The sequence below is a fragment of the Streptomyces sp. 184 genome (genome assembly GCF_045781775.1).
GTDB lineage: Bacteria > Actinomycetota > Actinomycetes > Streptomycetales > Streptomycetaceae > Streptomyces.
On record NZ_CP123230.1, the window covers coordinates 2303623 to 2322608 of the forward strand.

Annotated in this window: 16 protein-coding genes; 13 read left to right on the forward strand and 3 right to left on the reverse strand. The window is 76.8% G+C overall.

Features of this window, described 5'->3' with window-relative positions:
• Nucleotides 1-19 precede the first annotated feature (19 nt).
• Nucleotides 20-1351, reverse strand: coding sequence for a D-arabinono-1,4-lactone oxidase (locus QBL21_RS09835; RefSeq protein ID WP_407561685.1), 1332 nt, complete (start codon nt 1349-1351; stop codon nt 20-22).
• Nucleotides 1352-1513: 162 nt separating this feature from the next.
• Between QBL21_RS09835 and QBL21_RS09840 the strand changes: the two genes are divergently transcribed.
• Entirely contained in the window at nt 1514-2629 is a 1116-nt protein-coding gene (locus QBL21_RS09840) for a ferrochelatase (protein ID WP_407561686.1), read from the forward strand.
• Between the two features lie 59 nt (nt 2630-2688).
• Complete coding sequence (locus QBL21_RS09845) at nt 2689-3513, forward strand: inositol monophosphatase family protein (RefSeq protein ID WP_407561687.1); 825 nt, start codon at nt 2689-2691, stop codon at nt 3511-3513.
• Between the two features lie 227 nt (nt 3514-3740).
• On the opposite strand, the gene QBL21_RS09850 is transcribed toward QBL21_RS09845, so the two are convergent.
• On the reverse strand, nt 3741-3917 hold the full coding sequence (locus tag QBL21_RS09850; protein ID WP_164492590.1) for a hypothetical protein: 177 nt from the start codon (nt 3915-3917) through the stop codon (nt 3741-3743).
• Between the two features lie 294 nt (nt 3918-4211).
• Here QBL21_RS09850 and QBL21_RS09855 point away from each other — a divergent pair, with 294 nt between their 5' ends.
• From QBL21_RS09855 to QBL21_RS09870, 4 genes are all read left to right on the forward strand, one after another.
• On the forward strand, nt 4212-4865 hold the full coding sequence (locus QBL21_RS09855) for a response regulator transcription factor (RefSeq protein ID WP_407561689.1): 654 nt from the start codon (nt 4212-4214) through the stop codon (nt 4863-4865).
• A 39-nt stretch (nt 4866-4904) separates the two neighbouring features.
• Entirely contained in the window at nt 4905-6173 is a 1269-nt protein-coding gene (locus QBL21_RS09860) for a sensor histidine kinase (RefSeq protein WP_407561691.1), read from the forward strand.
• Nucleotides 6174-6489: 316 nt separating this feature from the next.
• The gene (locus tag QBL21_RS09865; RefSeq protein ID WP_018838171.1) at nt 6490-6789 is read left to right on the forward strand and encodes a DUF4193 domain-containing protein; all 300 of its coding nucleotides are present in this window, start codon (nt 6490-6492) and stop codon (nt 6787-6789) included.
• 8 nt (nt 6790-6797) lie between these two features.
• Complete coding sequence (locus tag QBL21_RS09870; RefSeq protein ID WP_407561692.1) at nt 6798-7589, forward strand: hypothetical protein; 792 nt, start codon at nt 6798-6800, stop codon at nt 7587-7589.
• Between the two features lie 94 nt (nt 7590-7683).
• Here the strand turns inward: QBL21_RS09870 and QBL21_RS09875 are convergent, their stop codons facing one another.
• The gene (locus tag QBL21_RS09875; protein ID WP_407561694.1) at nt 7684-8136 is read right to left on the reverse strand and encodes a DUF3093 domain-containing protein; all 453 of its coding nucleotides are present in this window, start codon (nt 8134-8136) and stop codon (nt 7684-7686) included.
• Nucleotides 8137-8207: 71 nt separating this feature from the next.
• Here QBL21_RS09875 and QBL21_RS09880 point away from each other — a divergent pair, with 71 nt between their 5' ends.
• The 7 genes from QBL21_RS09880 to QBL21_RS09910 all read left to right on the forward strand — a co-directional run bounded on the left by QBL21_RS09880 (nt 8208) and on the right by QBL21_RS09910 (nt 18864).
• Nucleotides 8208-8789, forward strand: coding sequence for a PaaI family thioesterase (locus QBL21_RS09880; protein ID WP_407561695.1), 582 nt, complete (start codon nt 8208-8210; stop codon nt 8787-8789).
• On the forward strand, nt 8786-9307 hold the full coding sequence (gene dut / locus QBL21_RS09885) for a dUTP diphosphatase (protein WP_407561697.1): 522 nt from the start codon (nt 8786-8788) through the stop codon (nt 9305-9307). The genes QBL21_RS09880 and dut overlap by 4 nt, the downstream gene beginning before the upstream one ends.
• Before the next feature lies 1 nt (nt 9308).
• Nucleotides 9309-10082, forward strand: a complete 774-nt coding sequence (locus QBL21_RS09890; RefSeq protein WP_407561699.1) for a DUF3710 domain-containing protein — start codon at nt 9309-9311, stop codon at nt 10080-10082.
• Nucleotides 10083-10402: 320 nt separating this feature from the next.
• Entirely contained in the window at nt 10403-13834 is a 3432-nt protein-coding gene (locus QBL21_RS09895) for an FtsX-like permease family protein (RefSeq protein ID WP_407561701.1), read from the forward strand.
• Between the two features lie 194 nt (nt 13835-14028).
• Nucleotides 14029-16941 (forward strand): hypothetical protein, encoded by a 2913-nt coding sequence (locus tag QBL21_RS09900; RefSeq protein WP_407561702.1) that lies wholly within the window; start codon nt 14029-14031, stop codon nt 16939-16941.
• 130 nt (nt 16942-17071) lie between these two features.
• Nucleotides 17072-18097, forward strand: a complete 1026-nt coding sequence (locus QBL21_RS09905) for an ABC transporter ATP-binding protein (RefSeq protein ID WP_407561703.1) — start codon at nt 17072-17074, stop codon at nt 18095-18097.
• A complete protein-coding gene (locus QBL21_RS09910; protein ID WP_407561705.1) occupies nt 18094-18864 on the forward strand; it encodes an ABC transporter ATP-binding protein in 771 nt (256 codons plus the stop codon). The genes QBL21_RS09905 and QBL21_RS09910 overlap by 4 nt, the downstream gene beginning before the upstream one ends.
• Nucleotides 18865-18986 lie beyond the last annotated feature (122 nt).

An 18986-nucleotide genomic window follows, 5' to 3' on the forward strand; every position in this document is an offset into this window, starting at 1 on the left:
GCGGGACCGGTGCACCCGGTCAGTCCCCCAGGACCCGCCGCAGGTAGTCGTTGCCGAACACCCGCCCGGGGTCCAGCCGGTCCCGTACCGCCGTGAACTCCTCGAACCGCGGGTACACGCCCGCCAGGTACTCCGCGTCGCGGCTGTGCAGCTTCCCCCAGTGCGGCCGGCCGCCGTGCGCCGTCATGATCCGCTCCACCGCGGTGAAGTACGCCTGGTGCGGCGTCCCCCGGTACAGGTGCACCGCGACGTACGCCGTGTCCCGCCCGGACGCCGTCGACAGCGGGATGTCGTCCGCGGGTGCGACCCGTACCTCCACCGGGAAGCTGATGCGCAGCCCCGACCGGTCGACCATCGCCTTCAGCTCCCGGATCGCGGACACGGCCGCCGCACGCGGCAGCGCGTACTCCATCTCCACGAACCGCACCCGCCGGGGGCTGGTGAAGACCTTGTACGGGATGTCCGTGTACGTACGCGCGGACAGCGCCCGGCTGGAGACCGCCGCGATGCCCGGGATCGCCGCGGGTACCGCCCGCCCCAGCGCGCAGGCCGCCCGGAACACGCCGTTCGACAGCAGCTCGTCGTCGACCCACCCGCCGATCCGGCCGAGCGGCCGTGCGGGGCCCTCGCTGCGGTTGTTGCGCTTGGTGTTGCAGCGGCCGGTGTGCGGGAACCAGTAGAACTCGAAGTGCTCGTTGTCCTCCGCCAGTTCGTCGAAGGACGCGAGGACGCTCTCCAGCGCCATCGGCTCCTCCCGCGCGGCGAGCAGGAAGACGGGCTCCACCGCGAACGTCAGCGACGTGACGACGCCCAGCGCGCCGATGCCGAGCCGGGCGGCGGCGAAGACGGCCGCGTCCTCTCCGGTCGACCCCGCGGAGTACGTACGCGCCCGGCCGTCGGCGGTGACCAGCTCCAGGGCGGTGATCTGGGCGGCCAGCGAGGCGGAGGAGCGGCCGGTGCCGTGGGTGCCGGTGGCGGTGGCGCCGGCGACCGTCTGCTCCATGATGTCGCCCATGTTCGTCAGCGACAGGCCGGCGGCGGCGAGGGCGAGGTTGAGCTGGTGCAGCGGGGTGCCCGCGGCGACGGTGACGGTGCCGGCCCCGCGGTCGATCTCGTGGATGCCGACCAGCCGCTCCGGGCGGATCATGAGCCCGCCGGTGGCCGCGGCGGCGGTGAAGGAGTGGCCCGTACCGACGGCCTTCACCTTCAGGCCGTCCTCGGCGGCGGCGCGCACGGCCTCGGCGGCCTCGGCGGTGCCGGCGGGACTGACGGTGCGTGCGGGGCGCGCGGCGACGGTGCCCGCCCAGTTGCGCCAGGCGCCCGCGGCCCTCCTGCTGCTCACCTGCTGCATCCGTCGTCCATCCGCTGAACGGGCCGGTCGTACGGCCCCTGTCGGCTTCCCGAGCCGGCTCCCCGCCCCCGGCTGGACAGGGATGATACTCGCGCGTACGGACCGGCTCGACGGCGGTGCCTGGCTCGGGGCCGGCGGCCGGTACATGGCAGGATCGAAGTCATGCCCGACGCGCAGTCCCCCCAGCCGTACGACGCCCTTCTGCTGCTGTCCTTCGGCGGTCCCGAGGGCCCGGACGATGTGGTTCCGTTCCTGGAGAACGTCACGCGGGGCCGCGGCATCCCGCGCGAGCGGCTGGAGGAGGTGGGGCAGCACTACTTCCTCTTCGGCGGCGTCAGCCCCATCAACGCCCAGAACCGCGAGCTGCTCCGCGCCCTGCGGGAGGACTTCGCGGACGCCGGCCTCGACCTGCCGGTCTACTGGGGCAACCGCAACTGGGCCCCGTACCTCACCGACACCCTGCGGGAGGTCGCGCGCGCCGGACACCGGCGGGTGCTGGCGCTGGTCACCAGCGCGTACGCCTCGTACTCCGGCTGCCGGCAGTACCGCGAGAACCTCGCCGAGTCGCTGGCCGCGCTCGCCGCGGAGGGCCTGGAGCCGCCGCGCGTCGACAAGCTGCGGCACTACTTCAACCACCCCGGCTTCGTCCGCCCCGTCGCCGACGGCGTGCTGGCCGCGCTGGACCGGCTCCCCGCGGACGTACGCGACGGCGCCCACCTGGCGTTCTCCACGCACTCCATCCCCACCGCCGCGGCCGGCACCTCCGGCCCCCCCGGGGCCCACGGCGACGGCGGCGCCTACGTCGCCCAGCACCTCGACGTCGCCGGGCTGGTCGCGGACGCGGTGCGGGAGGCGACGGGCGTGGAGCGGCACTGGCGGCTCGTCTACCAGTCGCGCAGCGGCGCGCCGCACATCCCGTGGCTGGAGCCGGACATCTGCGACCACCTCGACGAGCTGCACGCGGCCGGCGCGCCCGCGGTGGTGATGGTGCCGGTCGGCTTCGTCTCGGACCACATGGAGGTCCTCTACGACCTCGACACCGAGGCCGCCGCGAAGGCGGCGGAGCTGGGTCTGCCCGCGGTGCGCTCGGCGACGGTCGGGGCCGACCCGCGGTTCGTCGCGGCGGTGCGGGAGCTGGTCCTGGAACGGGCCGCGGCCGAGCGCGGGGAGCCGGTGGAGCGCTGCGCGCTGGGCGCGCTGGGGCCCAGCCACGACGTCTGCCCGGCGGGCTGCTGCCCGGCCCGTACGCCCCGGCCCGCGACCGCGGGCGCCGACTGACACCGCCCGCCCGCCCGCCGGCCCCGTCCCGCCCCCGCCTCCCGAGGAGCACGAGCACCGTGACCGACGAGCCCCGCCCCGAGCCCTCCGCCGCGCCGTCCGACGAACTGCTGGCCCTGGCGCTGGAGGCCGCGCGCCGCGCGGGCGAGTTGCTGCGCGACCGCCGGCCCGCCGACCTCGGCGTGGCCGCGACGAAGTCCAGCGCCATCGACGTCGTCACCGAGATGGACTTCGCCGCCGAGAAGCTGATCACCGGGTTCCTCGCCGAGCGCCGGCCCGCGGACGGGATCCTGGGCGAGGAGGGCGCGAGCAGGTCGGGCACCAGCGGCGTGCGCTGGGTCATCGACCCGATCGACGGCACCGTGAACTACCTCTACGGGCGCCCCGACTGGTCGGTCAGCATCGCCGCGGAGTACGCGGGCGAGGCCGTCGTCGGCGTCGTGGCGGCGCCGATGCGCGGCGAGACGTACCACGCCGTACGCGGCGGCGGCGCCTACGTCAACGGCACCCCGGCGCACTGCCGGCCCGCCCCGCCGATGGACCAGGCGCTGGTCTCCACCGGCTTCAACTACGTCCACACGGTCCGCACGCACCAGGCCGAGGTGGCGCGGCAGCTCATCCCCCGGCTCCGCGACATCCGCCGCGGCGGCTCTGCGGCGATCGATCTGTGCGACGTGGCCTGCGGCCGGCTCGACGGCTACTACGAGCGCGGGCTCAACCCGTGGGACCTGGCCGCCGGCGACCTCATCGCCCGCGAGGGCGGTGCGCTGACCGGCGCCCGGCCGGGCGAGCGGCCCGACGGGGACCTGACCGTCGCCGCGGTGCCGGGGCTCTTCGAGCCGCTCCAGCGGCTGCTGGACGAGCTGGGCGCCTGGCACGACTGACGGGGCTCCGCCCCAGGCCGTACCGCCGCCACGTCCACCGCCAGGGCCCTTCCCGCCCCGTCGTACGGCACCGCCGCACGCCGCCCGGGCCGCCCGCGGTGCCGCCACCTTCCCGCCCGTACCGCGAAACCCCCGCGCCACCGCCCCGACGACTCCCGGACACCTCCGGACAGTGCGGCGCCCCGGCACCGTCGCGGTGCCGGGGCGGGAGCGGGTCGTCGGGCGGGTCAGACTCCGGAGCCGGCGCCGACCTCGACGCCGTGGTCGGCGGCGAGCCGGCGCAGATCGTCCAGCTCCTCCTGTTCGACCTCGACACCGAACTCGTCGCCTTCCTCGCGGGCGCGGTCCAGCTCGTTCTCGGCCTTCTTGATGCGCTGAAGAATTCCAGCGGTGAAAGCGTCCATTGTGTGCGCCCCCTCGTCGTCGGGTCGAGGCACTTGGGGGTGTGCCGACGGTTCAGATCACGGAGACCGTCCCTCCGGCTACAGCCTGTGTGCCATGCCGGAAATGGAGGCTGGGAAACGTGATCGGCGGGTGTGGGATCGTCCTCCCCGCACCACCGGGGGTGGAAACATCGGATCCGCAGAATCTTTGGGTGCCCGGCTGCTTACCACCGGTTTACGCACATTGCAGGCAGGATGGAGCTGTTCTTCAGGACCGATCCGTGCCCCCCACGCACTACGAGAAGGGACCCCGACGTGCGCGTACTCGTCGTCGAGGACGAGCAACTGCTCGCCGACGCGGTGGCCACCGGGCTGCGCCGGGAGGCGATGGCCGTGGACGTCGTCTACGACGGCGCGGCGGCCATCGACCGCATCGAGCTGAACGACTACGACGTCGTGGTGCTCGACCGCGACCTGCCCCTCGTCCACGGCGACGACGTGTGCAGCAAGGTCGTCGAGCTGGGCCTGCCCACGCGCGTGCTGATGCTGACCGCCGCGGGCGACGTCCGCGACCGCGTCGAGGGGCTGGAGCTGGGCGCGGACGACTACCTGCCCAAGCCGTTCGCCTTCAGCGAACTCACCGCGCGCGTGCGCGCCCTCGGCCGGCGCAGCACCCAGGCGCTGCCCCCGGTGCTGGAGCGGGCCGGGATCAAGCTCGACCCGGGCCGCCGGGAGGTCTACCGGGACGGGCGGCTGGTGCAGCTCGCGCCGAAGGAGTTCGCGGTGCTGGAGGTGCTGATGCGGGCCGAGGGCGGGGTGGTCTCCGCTGAGCAGTTGCTGGAGAAGGCGTGGGACGAGAACACCGACCCGTTCACCAACGTCGTGCGGGTCACCGTCATGACGCTGCGCCGCAAGCTCGGCGAGCCCCCCGTGATCATCACGGTGCCCGGCTCGGGCTACCGCATCTGACGTTCCCGACGTCCCCCCACGCACCCGACGGATGGCCCCATGGACGAGAACAGACGCTCCGCGTCGGGCGCGCTGCCCGCCGGCACCCCGCCCAAGCCCACCTGGGACCCCCGGGAGGCCGCGGCGCCGTACTGGCTGCGCCCGACCATCCGGATACGGCTCACGCTGATCTACGGCGGCATGTTCCTGATGGCCGGCATGGTGCTGCTGGCCATCATCTATCTGCTGGCCGCCACCGCCCTGGACAGCTTCGCCACCCCGTTCAAGCTGCTGGAGAGCAGCGGCACGGTGCAGGTGGCCAGCGAGCCGTGCCCCGAGGTCTCGGACGCGAAGACGTACGACCAGTTCAACGACATCCTCGGCGCCTGCATCGAGCGGCGGCGCGAGCTGGCTCTGGACTCCCTGCTGCGCAAGTCGCTGCTCGCGCTGCTGGGGATGACGGTCCTCGCCTTCGCCTTCGGCTACGTCGTCGCCGGCCGGGTGCTCTCGCCGCTGGGCCGCATCACCCGTACCGCCCGCAGCGTGGCCGGTTCCGACCTGCACAAGCGCATCGAGCTGGACGGGCCCGACGACGAGCTGAAGGAGCTGGCCGACACCTTCGACGACATGCTCGACCGCCTCGACCGGGCGTTCAACTCCCAGCAGCGCTTCGTCGCCAACGCCTCGCACGAGCTGCGCACCCCGCTGGCGATCAACCGCACCCTGCTGGAGGTCCAGCTCTCCGACCCGGACGCCTCGCCGGAGCTCCAGCAGCTCGGCAAGACGCTGCTGGCCACCAACGAGCGCAGCGAGCTGCTGGTCGAGGGACTGCTGCTGCTCGCCCGCAGCGAGAACGAGATCGTCGACAGGAAGCCCGTCGACCTCGCCGAGGTCGCCTCCCAGGCGATGGACCAGAGCCGCGGCGAGGCGCAGACCAAGGGCGTCGAGCTGCGCGGGGTGCGCAAGCCCGCGTACGTCCAGGGCAACGGCGTGCTGCTGGAACGGGTGGGGCTGAACCTGGTGCAGAACGCGGTGCGGTACAACATCCCGGAGGGCGGCTGGGTCGAGGTGCAGACCGAGGCGCAGCCCGGCGTAGCGGTCCTGACGGTCGCCAACACCGGACCGGTCGTCCCCGCGTACGAGGTGGACAACCTTTTCGAGCCGTTCCGGCGGTTGCGCACGGAGCGTACGGGCAGCGACAAGGGGGTAGGACTGGGGCTGTCCATTGTGAGATCCGTCATTCGCGCGCACGGCGGGACGGTCACCGCACAGCCGCGCGAAGGCGGGGGACTGGTGATTCGTGTCGCCTTGCCGATGCAGACTGTGTGATATGTCACATTCCGCCCATCCCGGCCGTGTGCGCTGCGTCATCGCCGCATTCCGGGAAAAGCCCGTAAGATCCGCGTTTCCGCAGGATGCGGTCACGGGAAGTACACGGGGTGGCGTGCACGAGAAGGGCCCGGGACCGCGTATGGTCCCTTTCGCCATCCGGCCGCGATCACCCCTGCGGGGGGCGGTTGGGTGTCGATTGAGTAACAGACCTTGATGTGAGGCAAAATCTCCGCTTCGGGTCGGGCACAAGACCGGCCTCTCATGCGTTACGTGCGCTGGAGACTCACTGACCACCCGGAGGGGGAGAGCGAGAATGGCAACGGACTACGACACCCCACGCAAGACAGACGACGACGTCAACGAAGACAGCATCGAAGAGCTGAAGGCGCGGCGTAGCGACAAGTCGGCCGCCGCCGTCGACGTCGACGAATTCGAGCAGAACGAGGGCCTGGAGCTGCCCGGTGCGGACCTCTCCAACGAGGAGCTGTCCGTGCGGGTGCTGCCCCGTCAGGAGGACGAGTTCACCTGCATGAGCTGCTTCCTGGTGCACCACCGCAGCCAGTTGGCCGCCGAGAAGAACGGCCAGCCGATCTGCCGCGACTGCGCGGCCTGAGGCCGGCCGTGGCCCCCACGGCCGGCTCCGGTTCCGCCGGGCCGAAGACCGGGATCCTTCGACGGACGCGCCCCGACCGGCACGTCCGGGCGGCGTTGGAGCGGGTGGCGGACGCCATCGTGCAGACGGCGCCGCGTGTCCCGGTCCGCGACCTGGCGGCGCTGCGCCGGCAGTTCCCCGGGCTCGGCCCGGAGGAGATCGCCGACCGGCTCATCGCCGGAGCGGTGCGGGGGAGTGCCACGGTCGGCGCGGGCATCGGAGCGGCGGCGATGATGCCCGCGCCGCCTGCGATGCCCGCGGAACTGGCCGCCGAGATCGTCGCGGTGGCCTCGATAGAGCTGAAGCTGATCGCCGAGCTGCACGAGGTGTACGGGGTACGGGCGGCAGGCCCGGCGCGGCAGCGGGCCATGGCGTATCTCGGCGCCTGGACCGAGGAGCGCGGCATCGACACCGCCAAGCTCGTCAGCTTCGACGCCGTGCTCGGCGGTCCCATGCGCCGCCGGCTGCGGCAGCAGGTACTCAAGCGCACCGTGCGGAACCTGCCGAGCCTCGCCCCGTTCCTCATGGGCGCGGCCGCCGGTGCGCTGATGAACCGCAGGGACACCCGCAAGCTCGCCGAACGCGTCCGCGACGACCTGCGCTCCCGCCAGGTCCCGTGGGACGCGCTTTTGCCCGCGGGCGGAGAGCTCGCGGCACCCGGAGGCCCGAAGGGCCTCGGGGGCGCAGCAGGCGCCGCCGGTGCACCCCGCGGCGAGCTGCCCGGGGGTGACCCCCAGGCGCCGCCTCCCGCCGACCGCTGAGCAGCCTCGCGGTCCCTTCCGGCACCGAGCCCCGTCCGGCGCGCCCCGGCCTCTTCCGGTCCCGCGCTTTCCGGCCGTACGCTCCGTCCGGTCGTCAGCCCGCGGCGGACCGCAGTACCGCCGCCAGCCGCTCCGGCTCCCGCGTGGACAGGTAGAGATACGGCGTCGGATCCTCCGGATCCGTGACCTCCACCCGTACCGCAGTCGGGATGTACCCCCGCAGCAGCATGTACGCGCGCGTGTCCGCCTTGTGCGTGCGCCAGGCCCGCGCCTCCTCGGCGTCCAGCACCCGGGCCTCCCCGAGCGCCGTGAGCGGGATCCGGGCGTCGTCCGTGACGAGCTGCCCGGCGATGACGCGGATCCGTGCCGAGCCGTACGAGCTGACGCCGACCGCCGCCAGCGCCGTCCCGCCGGCGAGCCCGGCCAGCAGCGGGAGCGTCCCGAACGGCGTCAGCACCAGCGCCAGACAGACCCCCGTGCCCACCGCCAGGCCCCACCAGGACCGCGGTGCGCTCAGCCGCTCGTCGTAGCTCTGCGTCGTCTCCATGGCCTCCACCCTCCCACGGCCGCCGCCCGCGGCTCGGCCGCGGGTCGTGCGCGCAGGTAGGCTCTGGCCGCGTGACTGCAAGTGACAAGCTGACCCCGCCGCCCGGCGCCGCGGAACCCGTGCGGCATCCGGACGCCCCGGCGCCGGGGCAGCTCCTCGGCCCCCATTACGACCAGTGCTTCGGCTGCGGCGGCGGCCAGGAACACGGCCTGCACCTGGCCGCGCGGGCGGGCGAGGGCGTGAGCGTGACCGCGGAGTTCACCGTCAGGGCCGCCCACCAGGGCGCCCCCGGCCTCGCCCACGGCGGGGTGCTCACCTCCGCGCTCGACGAGACGCTGGGCGCGCTGAGCTGGCTGCTGCGCACCATCACGGTGACCGGCCGGCTGGAGACCGACTTCCTGCGCCCGGTGCCGGTGGACACGACCCTCCACCTGGCCGCCCGCGCCCGCGCCGTCGCCGGCCGCAAGATCTACTCGACCGCCACCGGCCGCCTCGACGGCCCGGACGGACCGGTGGCCGTGCGCGCCGACGCCCTTTTCGTGGAGGTCAAGGTGGACCACTTCGTCGAGCACGGCCGGGACCGCGAGATCCGCGCCGCGATGGCCGACCCCGACCAGGTGCGGCGGGCCCGCGCCTTCGAGGTGAACCCGTGACGGCCGGGCGGGAGCCGGTGGACGTACTCATCCGCCGCGTCGACCCCGAGGTACCGCTTCCGTCGTATGCGCACCCGGGCGACGCGGGCGTCGACCTCGTCACCACGCAGCCCGCGGAGCTGCCCCCCGGCGAGCGCGTGATCCTGCCCACCGGCATCGCCATCGCGCTGCCCGACGGCTACGCGGCCTTCGTGCACCCGCGCTCCGGGCTCGCCGCCCGCTGCGGCGTGACGCTCGTGAACGCCCCGGGGACGGTTGATGCCGGGTACCGTGGGGAGATCAAGGTGAACGTGGTCAACCTCGACCCGCGCCGCCCGGTGCGGTTCGAGCGTTTCGACCGGATCGCCCAGCTCGTGATCCAGCAGGTGGAAAAGGCCCGCTTCCACGAGGTGGCCGAACTCCCCGGCTCCGCCAGGGGCGCGGGCGGGCACGGGTCAACCGGAGGGCACGCTTCCCTCGGGGACCGGAAGACCGTTCATGGATACGCTTCGGTCGTTGCCGACCGGGAAGGACAGTGACGTGTTCGGACGTCGTCGCAAGGGGCAGGAGGAGCCCGCCGACAAGCTCGCCGACGGCGTGGCCGCCGAGGACGCCGAGGAGTCGGCGGACGAGCCCGAGGACGGGGAGGAGCGCAGGTACGCGCTGCCCCCCGAGGAGCGGCCCGAGGGGCCGTGGGACATCGGCGAGGTCGAGGACGCCACCCGCGGCCGGGTGGACCTCGGCGGGCTGATCGTCCCCGGGGTCGAGGGCATGGAGCTGCGCGTCGAGGTGGCGGGCGAGTCGATCGTCGCCGCGACCGTCGTGCTGCGCGACAGCGCGATCCAGTTGCAGGGCTTCGCCGCCCCGAAGAACGAGGGCATCTGGGGCGAGGTCCGCGCCGAGATCGCCAACGGCATCACCAAGCAGGGCGGCATCATCGACGAGCGCAAGGACAGCCTCGGCTGGGAGCTGCGCGCGCAGGTACCGGTGAAGCTGCCCGACGGCAAGAGCGGCATGCAGGTGGTGCGGTTCGTCGGCTGCGACGGCCCGCGCTGGTTCCTGCGCGGGGTGATCTCCGGCCACGCCGCGGTGCAGCCGCAGGCGGCCGGGGTGCTGGAGAAGATCTTCCGCGAGACCGTGGTCGTACGCGGCGACGGCCCGATGGCGCCGCGCGACCCGATCGTGCTCCAGCTCCCGACGGACGCGCAGATGGTGCCGGACGGTGTGCAGCAGGACGAGGCGAGCGAGGGCTCCCGGTTCGCCGGCGGCATCGACTCGCTGGCGCGCGGCCCGGAGATCACCGAGGTGCGGTAGCGCTTCGCGCGGAGGCGCAGGTACGGCGGCGGGCCGGGTCGTGATGACCCGGCCCGCCGCCGTGTGCGCGGGCCGGCGGGGCCGCGGGTGGCCAGCCGAGGCGGGCGGGTAGGGCGAGCGCGGGGGGTACCGCCTGCTGTGCCGCCGGGGTGCCCCCCCGGGCCCCCGCGTCGGCTCCGCGGTTCGGGGCGGGGCGGTTGCGGTGTCCCGCCGGACCCGGGGCGGCGGCGTGCGCGTAACGAAGCGGTCAAGGCGTGTTCTTGATCTCCCCGTGCCGCCGCGGCTCGCTTATTCTCCCGGAATCCGGACAGGGGGGACCGTTGACCGCGACCGTCGCGCGCGGCGTCGCCGGCGGGACGGGGTCGGGCCGCCGGCTGCCGCCGTTGCTGCGGCAGAGCGCACACCACGGCCTCGTGCTGGCCGCCGCCGCGCTCGCCCTCCTGCTGGCCGTCACCGTCCTCGCCGCGCTCGTCGCGGTCGCCGAGCAGGCCGCGGAGGCCGGGGCCCGGGAGCGGCTGGCGGCGGACCCGGACGCGGCGGTGCGGATCAGCGGGGCGTACGACCCCGAGGGCGTGGCGCGCGCGGACGGGCCGGTGCGGGACGCGCTGGCGCGTACGTACGGCGACGTGCCGCACCGTACGACGCGGCTGCTGCGGGCGCCGGCCGCGCGGGAGCAGCAGTTGGCGGTGGCCGGGAGCGGCGTCGGCGAGCGGGGCGCGGTGGGTCTCTCACTGCTCTGGGCGCAGGACGCCGGCGGGCAGGCGCGGCTGACGGAGGGGGAGTGGCCGCGGGCCGGGGGCGGGGACCGGGCGGCGGCCGGGGGGACGGTCGAGGTCGCCCTCGACGAGGCGTACGCGGCGCGGCTGGGGCTGGGGACGGGCGACGAATTCGCCCTGGGCGGCGACGAGGACGCCGCGGCGCAGGACACCGGGTCGAGCGGCGACGACGATGCCGCGGTGCGGCCGCTCGGGATGCGGGTCAGCGGGCTCTACGCCCCGCGGGACCCCGACGCGCCCCTCTGGCAGGACCTCACCGGCACCTTCGGCACCCCCGACAGCGTCGGCCTCGTCGCCCGCCGCGCCTTCGCCGAGCAGCCCGCCCTCGTCCGCGACGCCACCGCCGTGTGGCTCGCCGTGCCCGACGCCCGGCGGCTGCGGCTCGGGCAGGTCGACCCGCTGCGCGAGCGCGCCGTCGCGCTGGCCTCCGGCGACGCCGAACGGGTCGTCTTCGGCGGCGCCTCCGGGCGGTCCGCGGCTCTCGCCGAGACCGAGGCCGACACCGACCTGCCGTACGTGCTGCGGCAGTTGGACGTGCCCGTCGCCGTCGCCCGGGCCGGTACGTACCTGCCCGTGGCCCTGCTCGCCTCGCTGGCCCTGGCCGCGCTGGTGCTGACCGCCCGGCAGCTCGCCCGGCACCGCGCCGCCGAGCAGGTGCTGCTCGGCGCCCGCGGCGCCGGGCCCCTGCGGCTCGTCGGCGGGGCCGCGGCGCAGTGGGCGGCCGTGGCGCTGCCCGCCGCGCTGGCCGCGCCGTACCTGGCCGGCCCGCTGCTGCGCGGACTCGCGGACGCCGGGCTGCTCGACGGGCCGGTGCCCGCGAGTGCCGCGACCGGCGCGGGGTGGACGGTCGCCGCGCTGGCGCTGGCCGTGCACGCCGCCGCCGCGCTGACGCCCGTCGCCCGCGCCGCCCGGGACCGGCGGGCGCCGGCCCGGCTGCGGCGGCGGGTGCCGCGGCTGGCGGCGTACCAGCGTGCGGGTACGGACCTGGCGCTGGCCGGCGTCGCCGCGGTCGGCTGGCTGCAACTGGTCACGTACCGCACCCCGGTCGCCGACTCCGGCACCGTCGACCCCGTCGTCGTGCTCGCGCCCGTCGCCCTCACCGCCGCGACCGTGCTGCTGGCGCTGCGCCTGCTGCCGCTGGCCGCCCGCGCCGCCGACCGGCTCGCGCGCCGCTCCGGCGGCCTCGTCCTGCCGCTGGGCGGCTGGCACCTGGGCCGCCGCGCCGCCGGGCACGCCGGGCCCGCGCTGCTCGTCGCCCTCGCGCTGGCCATCGCCGCGCTCGGCGCCACCGCCCTCGCGGTGCTCGACCACGGCGACCGCGACCAGGCCGCGTTCGCGGTCGGCGCCGACCTCGGCGTCGAGGCCGGGCAGGAGGGTGCGGGCTTCGTGCCGCGCGCGGAGCGGCACGCCAGCTACGGCCGGCTGCCGGGCATCGCCGCGGCCACGCCGGTGGTGGACTGGGACGTCACGGTCGGCACCTCGTTCGCGGGGATGACGGCGCTGGACTCCGCGGAGGTGCTGCCGACGCTGCGTACCGGCGCGGACGCCGGCCCGGTGCCCGCCGTACGGGACGGGGCCGGCGTCCCGTACGACACGCTCGCCGCGCTCGGCGGCACCGGCCCGGCACCGGCGCACGGGCTGCGGCTGCCCGGCCGCCCCGACGCCCTCGGCATGCGCGTGCGGATCGACGCGGACGGCCCCGGCACCCCCGAGCCGTTCACGCTCACCGCCACCCTGGAGGACGCCGACGGCCTCGCGCACACCGTCTCCGGCACCCTGCCGCCCGCCGATGGCCGGGCGCACCGGACGAGCATCCCGCTCGGCCCGTACCAGCACCCGCTGCGGCTCACCGGACTCCGGTTGGCCACCGAGGAGGAGACCGAGCAGCGCACGTACCGGCTGACGATCGACGACTTCACCGGCGAGGAGCCGACGGGTCCCCGCGGCGGCTGGCAGGACCTCCTCGGCGGCGAACTGCCCGACCGCGGCCTGGCCGGCTGCCCCGGCCGCACGCCGCCGCCACCCGGCGGCGGGATGCCGCCGCGCCACGCCACCGGCTTCGTGCTCTGCGAGGCACACACCGCCCCCGGCGCGCTCTTCGACGGCGTGCTGCGCGGCCCGGACACCTCGCTCCGCGACGACCTGCTGAGCTGGCAGCTCCAACTCGGCCTCACCGGGCAGGGCAAGCCGCGGCCCGTGCCCGTGCTCGCCACCGACGCGCTGCTCGACGCGGGCCAGGCGGAGGTGGGCGAGACCCTGCGGGCCGGGCTGCCCGGCGGCACGGAGCTGCGCGCGGAGGTCGTCGGCAGCGTCGATGCAGTCCCCGGCACCGACCCGCGGCGGGCGCGGCTGCTGGTGGACACCCGGATGCTGGCCGCGTACCTGGTACGGGCCGGGCTCGACCCGCCCGTGGAGTCGCAGTGGTGGCTGGCCGCCCGCGACGGCGACGCGGGCGCGGCGCGCGCGGCCGTCGAGCGGCGGCCGGAGCTGGGCACGGCGCGCGACGTGCCGGGGGAGCGGGCGGAGCTGGCGGCGTCGCCGCTGCGCGAGGGCACGGACGGGGCGCTGCGGCTGTGCCTGGTGCTGGCGCCGGCGTTCGCCGTGGTCGGCTTCGCGCTGCACAGCGTGCTGGCGGTACGGGCGCGGGCCCGGGAGTTCGCGCTGCTGCGGGCGCTGGGCGTACGCACGCGGCAGTTGACGGCGCTGCTGTGGACGGAGCAACTGTGCCTCGCGGCGTTCGCCGCCGCGGTGGGCACGGCGACGGGCGTGGCGCTGGCGGCGGCGGTGGTGCCGGCCGTGACGGTCGGCGAGACCGGGGCGGCGGTGCACCCGGAGCTGACGGTCGCGGTGCCGTGGCTGCGGGTGGCGGTGGTGGCCGCGGCGGTGACGGTGCTGATCTGCCTGGCGGTCACGGCGACGGCGCGGGCGCTGGCGCGCACGGACCTGGCGCGGGTGCTGAGGGCGGGGGACGAGTGAGCGGGCGAGCGGGCGGGCGGTGGTGGCGCCGGGGGCGCGTGGCGGGGGAGTCGCGCCGGGGCGGTGCGGAGGAGGCGGGCCGGGAGGGGGCGGGCGGGGCAGAACGGGCGGACCGGGCGGGCGGACCCGCCGGTGCGTCCGGCGCCGGGCGCGGGGGCGGTGCGGAGCCGTCGGGCCCGGGGCGTACGGAGCCGGTGCCCGGCCCGGTCCGTACGACGCAGGGATCCGGCGCCGCCGTCACCCGCCCGCCGTCCGGCGCCGCCCCGCCCCCGCCCCCGCCGCCCCGCGCCGCCCGCGGCCCCCGCGCCTGGCGCGAGGCCCGCGCCGACCTGCCCGCCCTCGTCTGCCTCGGCGTGCTCGTCGCGCTGCTCGCCGCCGTCGCCACCGCCGCGCCCCCGCTGCTCGACCGCGCCGCCGGCCGCGCGCTCGTCGACCGGATCGACGCGGCGCAGGACGAACGCCCCCTGCTCACCCGCTCCGTGTCGTTCGGCCAGCCGGTCATCGGGCCGTCGGGGGAGGGCAGGACGAGCCTCGCCGAGGACCTGAAGGCGGCCGGGGTGGACGTGACCTCCGCATCCCCCGCCGCCCTCGACGGCCTCCTCGACGAGCCCCGGCAGCAGGTCCTCGTCCCCGCCGCCACCCTCGCCGCCCCCCGCGGCACGGCCGCCCTGTCCCTGCTCCACACCAGCGAGGCCCCCGGCCCCGCCGGCTACGCCGCCGGCCGGCCGCCCCGCGACACCGGCCGCGCCGGCCCCGTCGAGATCGCCGTCTCCACCCGCACCCGCGACGCACTCGGTCTGCGCCTCGGCGACCGGCTCGCCCTGACCCCGCGCGTCGCCCGCCTCGACACCCCCGTCGTGGTCACCGGCTTCCTCCGCCCCGACCCCGACGGCCCCGCCGCCCGGCTCTGGCGCAGCCAGCCGCTCCTCGCCGTCCCGCTTCCCGCCGACCGCGGGCCGACCGAGGCGCGGGCGCTCATCGCACCCGGCGCGCTCGACGCCCTCCTCGACCGCGGGCTGCCGCAGCTCACCGTCGACTGGCTGCTGCGGCTGGAGCTGAGCGAGGAGGACGACGAGCGCGACGAGGCCGCCGCCCGCTTCGCCGGCGGCGACGGCCGCGAGACGCTGATCCGCGCGCTCGCCGCGTACGACCGCCTCTCCGGCGAGAACTTCTGCGCCACCGCCGGCAGCACCCTGTGCATCTACGGCTCCCATCCCGCCCAGCGCCCGGCCCGTACCGACGAAGTCCAGCCGCTGGTCCGCGACTTCGACGCCGAGTGGGACCAGGCCGCCACCGTCCTCGCCTTCGCCCTCGCCTCCGTCGTCGGCGTCGGCCTGGCCGCCGCCCTCGTCACCGCCCGGCTCGCGGTGCGGCGGCGGCTCGCCGAGCACCGGCTCCAGCGCGCCCGCGGCGCCTCCGCGCTCGGCGTCGCGCTCTCCCGCGCCGCTCAGTACGCGCCCGTGGCCGCCGCGGGGCTGGCGGCGGGCTACCTCGGGGCGCGGCTGGTGCTGCCCGCAGGCGCGGCGCCTTCGATGTGGGCGCCGGCCGCGGTCGCGGGTGCGGCGTGGCTGGCGCTGCCCGTGCTGACCTGGGCGGCGGTCCGCGACCGCCGGCCGGGCCGGGGCCGGCCCGGCCCGGGCGCGCGCCGGACCGCGGGCCGGCGGGTGAGCGCGGAGGCCGCGGTGCTGCTGCTCGCCGCCGCCGGCGTGGTGGCGCTGCGGGTGCGCGGCACGTCCGGCGGCAGCGCCTCGGACCCGCTGGTCGCGGCGGTGCCGGTGCTGTGCGGCCTGGCGGTCGTGGTGCTGCTGGTACGGGTCTACCCGCCGCCGCTGCGCCTGCTGGCCCGGCTCGCGGCCCGGCGCCGCGGCCCGCTCGGCCTGCTGGCGCTCACCCGCGCCGCCCGCGACGCGCCCGCCGCCGTGCTCGCGCTCCTCGTGCTCGTCGCCACCCTGGGCACCGCGGTCTTCGGCGGCCTGGTCACCGGCACCGTCGAGGAGGGCCGCCGCGACGCGCTCGTCTGGCGCACCGGCGGCGCCGACGCGGTGCTCACCGGCGCCCGCAACCCCGCCGGCGACGAGGCGCTGCGCCGCGCCCCCGGCGTGGCGCACGCGGTGCCCGTCCGGCTCGTACGCACCCGCCTGACCGGTACCGCCACCGGCCTCGGGCAGCCCGGCGCCGACGTGCTCGCCGTCGACGGCGCCGCGCTGCGCCGGGCCGACGCCGGCTCGGCCGCGGGGGCGGCGCTCGCGGCGCTGGGGAAGCCGCGGCGGGACGGCGCGGGGCGGCTGGTGCTGCCGGTGCTGGCCGGCGGCGAGCGGGACCGGACCCGTACCGGCGAGACGTACGAGACGCAGTGGCCCGGCGTCCGCATGCACGTCGCGGGAAAGCTGCCCGGGGACGCGGTGCGGGACGCCGCCTTCGGCCCGCTGTACCGCGGGCGCGGCACCGCGCCGGGGCAGGACAGGCCGCTGCTGCTCGCCGACACCGCCGCGCTGGCCGCCGCGGACCGGGAGCGCGCCGCGGACACCCCCCGCGGCACCGCCGCGGTCCTGTACTACGGCGACGCCGCCCCCGCCGCCCTGCGCGCCGCCGCGCCGGGCACCGGGTACGGCAGCCCGTACGGCGAACTGCTCACCGCCGCGGAGGAGCGGGCCGCGGACCGCGACGACGGCGTGCTCGGCGCGATCCGGAGCACGCACGCCGCGTGCGCCGCGCTGGCCGCCGCGCTGGCGCTGCTGACGCTGCTCGTGGAACTGCTGCTCTCCGCACCGGAACGCGCCCGCACCACCGCGTACCTGCGCCTCCTCGGCCTCGACCGGCGCGGCGCCACCGCCCTCGGCGCACTCCAGCTCGCCCCGCTCGCGCTCGCCGCCGCGGCCGGCGGCCTCGCCCTGGGCCTCGCGCTGCCCGCCGCCCTGGGCCCGGCGCTGGATCTCCAGGCGCTCACCGGCGGCCCGACCGCCCCGCCCCGGCGGGCCGACCACCTCCTGACCGCCGCGCTGACCCTCGGCCTGCTCGCGCTCGTCGCGGCGGCGGTCGCGGCCGACGCGGTGGCCACCCGCCGCAACCGCCGGCTGACGGCCCTGCGCGTGGGGGAGGACCGGTGACACAGCCCGGCCCGGGGGCCGGCGCGCCCGGAGCCGTACCACCGCCGGCCCCACGCGCCACGCGCCCCGCCCGGCCCGCGCCGCCGCCCACCGCCCCCCGACCGCCCCGGACCCGTCCCAGGAGGTCCGCGTGACCGAACCCCGCACCCCCTCCCGCACCCCGGCCCCCGACCTCGCCGAGCTGGAGCGCGGCGCCCGCGCCGCACCCGCGCCCGAGGGCCGCGAGGCCGTCGTCGACTGCGACAACCTCGTGCGCATCTTCCACACCGAAGGCGTCGAGGTGCAGGCCCTCCAGGGCCTCGATCTCACCGTCGCCGAGGGCGAGATGACCGCGCTCGTCGGCGCCTCCGGCTCCGGCAAGTCCACCCTCCTCGGCATACTCTCCGGCCTCGACGTGCCCACCGCGGGCCGCGCCCGCGTCGCCGGGCACGACCTGCTCGCCATGGGCCGCCGCGAGCGGCTGGCGTACCGGCGCCGCACCGTCGGCTTCGTCTGGCAGCAGACCGCGCGCAACCTGCTGCCGTACCTCACCGCGCTGGAGAACGTCGCCCTGCCCATGGCGTACGCCCGCGTCCCCCGCCGCGAGCGCCCCGCCCGGGCCGCCGGCCTCCTCGACGCGCTCGGCGTCGGGGACTGCGCCCACCGCCGCCCCGCGGAGCTGTCCGGCGGCGAGCAGCAGCGCGTCGCCGTGGCGGTGGCCGCCGCCAACCGGCCGCGGGTGCTGCTGGCCGACGAGCCGACCGGCGAGCTGGACACCGCCAGCGGCGAGCAGGTCTTCGCCGCGCTGCGCCGCGCGAACGAGGAACTGGCCACCACCGTCCTCGTCGTCACCCACGACCCGCTGGTCTCCCGCCAGGTGCGCCGCACGGTGCAGATCCGCGACGGCCGCACCGCCGCCGAGACGCTGCGGGACGAGGAGCTGACGGCCGCGGAGTACGCCGTGCTCGACCGCGTCGGCAGGCTCCAGCTCCCGCGCGAGTACGTCGAGAGGTACGGTCTGCGACGGCGGGTCAGGCTGACCGCGGAGCCGGACCACGTCGGGGTGTGGCGGGCCGGCGGGGAGCGGGAAGGGCCGGACGGACCGGGCGTACGGGACCAGACGGACGGGCCCGGCGGGCGGCCCGGCGAGCGGCACGACGAGGGGGAGGACTCATGAGCCAGGACACCGGCAGAGACGGCACGGCGGTACGGGAGCGGGCGGCGGACGCCGGCCGCGCCATGGTCGTCGTCGAGGACCTGCACCGCACCTACGGCAGCGGCGCCACCGCCGTGCACGCCCTGCGAGGGGTGTCGCTGCGGGTGCCGCGGGGCGAGCTGGTCGCGCTGAAGGGCCGCTCGGGCTCCGGCAAGACGACGCTGCTGAACCTCGTCGCGGGGCTCGACGTCGCCGACTCCGGCCGGATCGAGCTGGACGGCGTGGCCCTGTCCGGGCTCGGCGAGGCGGAGCTGCTGGAGCTGCGGCGGGACCGGATCGGGCTGGTCTTCCAGTCGTTCGGGCTGATCCCCATCCTGTCCGCGGCGGAGAACGTCGGGGTGCCGATGCGGCTGCGCAAGGTGCCGCCGCGGGAGCGCGAGGAGCGGGTGGAGCTGCTGCTCGCGCTCGTCGGCCTCGCCGACCACGCCGAGCAGCGGCCGGGGGAGCTGTCCGGCGGGCAGCAGCAGCGGGTGGCGATCGCCCGGGCGCTGGCGAACCGGCCGGCGCTGATCATCGCGGACGAGCCGACGGGCCAGCTCGACGCGGAGACCGGGCACGCGGTGATGGAGCTGCTGCGGGCGGTGGTGCGCAGCGAGGACGTCACGGCGCTGGTGGCCACGCACGACGCGGCGCTGCTGGACCTGGCGGACCGGGTGCTGGAGCTGCGCGACGGGACGATCACGGACCACTCGCGGGCGGACACGGCCCCGGAGCCGCCCACCACCTGACCCGTACGCCGCCCGCGGCCCCACGCCCCTGCCCGTCCCGCACCCCCCCTTCGCGCCCGTACGCCCCCCGCTCTCCGTCAGGGATGCGTCAAGGTCCGGCCCGCGGCCCTCGCCGGGCGCGC

Coding starts and splice junctions, on each gene's coding strand:
- QBL21_RS09840 (WP_407561686.1), top strand. CDS start 1,514: ATGCCCGACGCGCAGTCCCCCCAGCCGTACGACGCCCTTCTGCTGCTG.
- QBL21_RS09875 (WP_407561694.1), bottom strand. CDS start 8,136: ATGGAGACGACGCAGAGCTACGACGAGCGGCTGAGCGCACCGCGGTCC.
- QBL21_RS09850 (WP_164492590.1), bottom strand. CDS start 3,917: ATGGACGCTTTCACCGCTGGAATTCTTCAGCGCATCAAGAAGGCCGAG.
- QBL21_RS09910 (WP_407561705.1), top strand. CDS start 18,094: ATGAGCCAGGACACCGGCAGAGACGGCACGGCGGTACGGGAGCGGGCG.
- QBL21_RS09835 (WP_407561685.1), bottom strand. CDS start 1,351: ATGCAGCAGGTGAGCAGCAGGAGGGCCGCGGGCGCCTGGCGCAACTGG.
- QBL21_RS09860 (WP_407561691.1), top strand. CDS start 4,905: ATGGACGAGAACAGACGCTCCGCGTCGGGCGCGCTGCCCGCCGGCACC.
- QBL21_RS09865 (WP_018838171.1), top strand. CDS start 6,490: ATGGCAACGGACTACGACACCCCACGCAAGACAGACGACGACGTCAAC.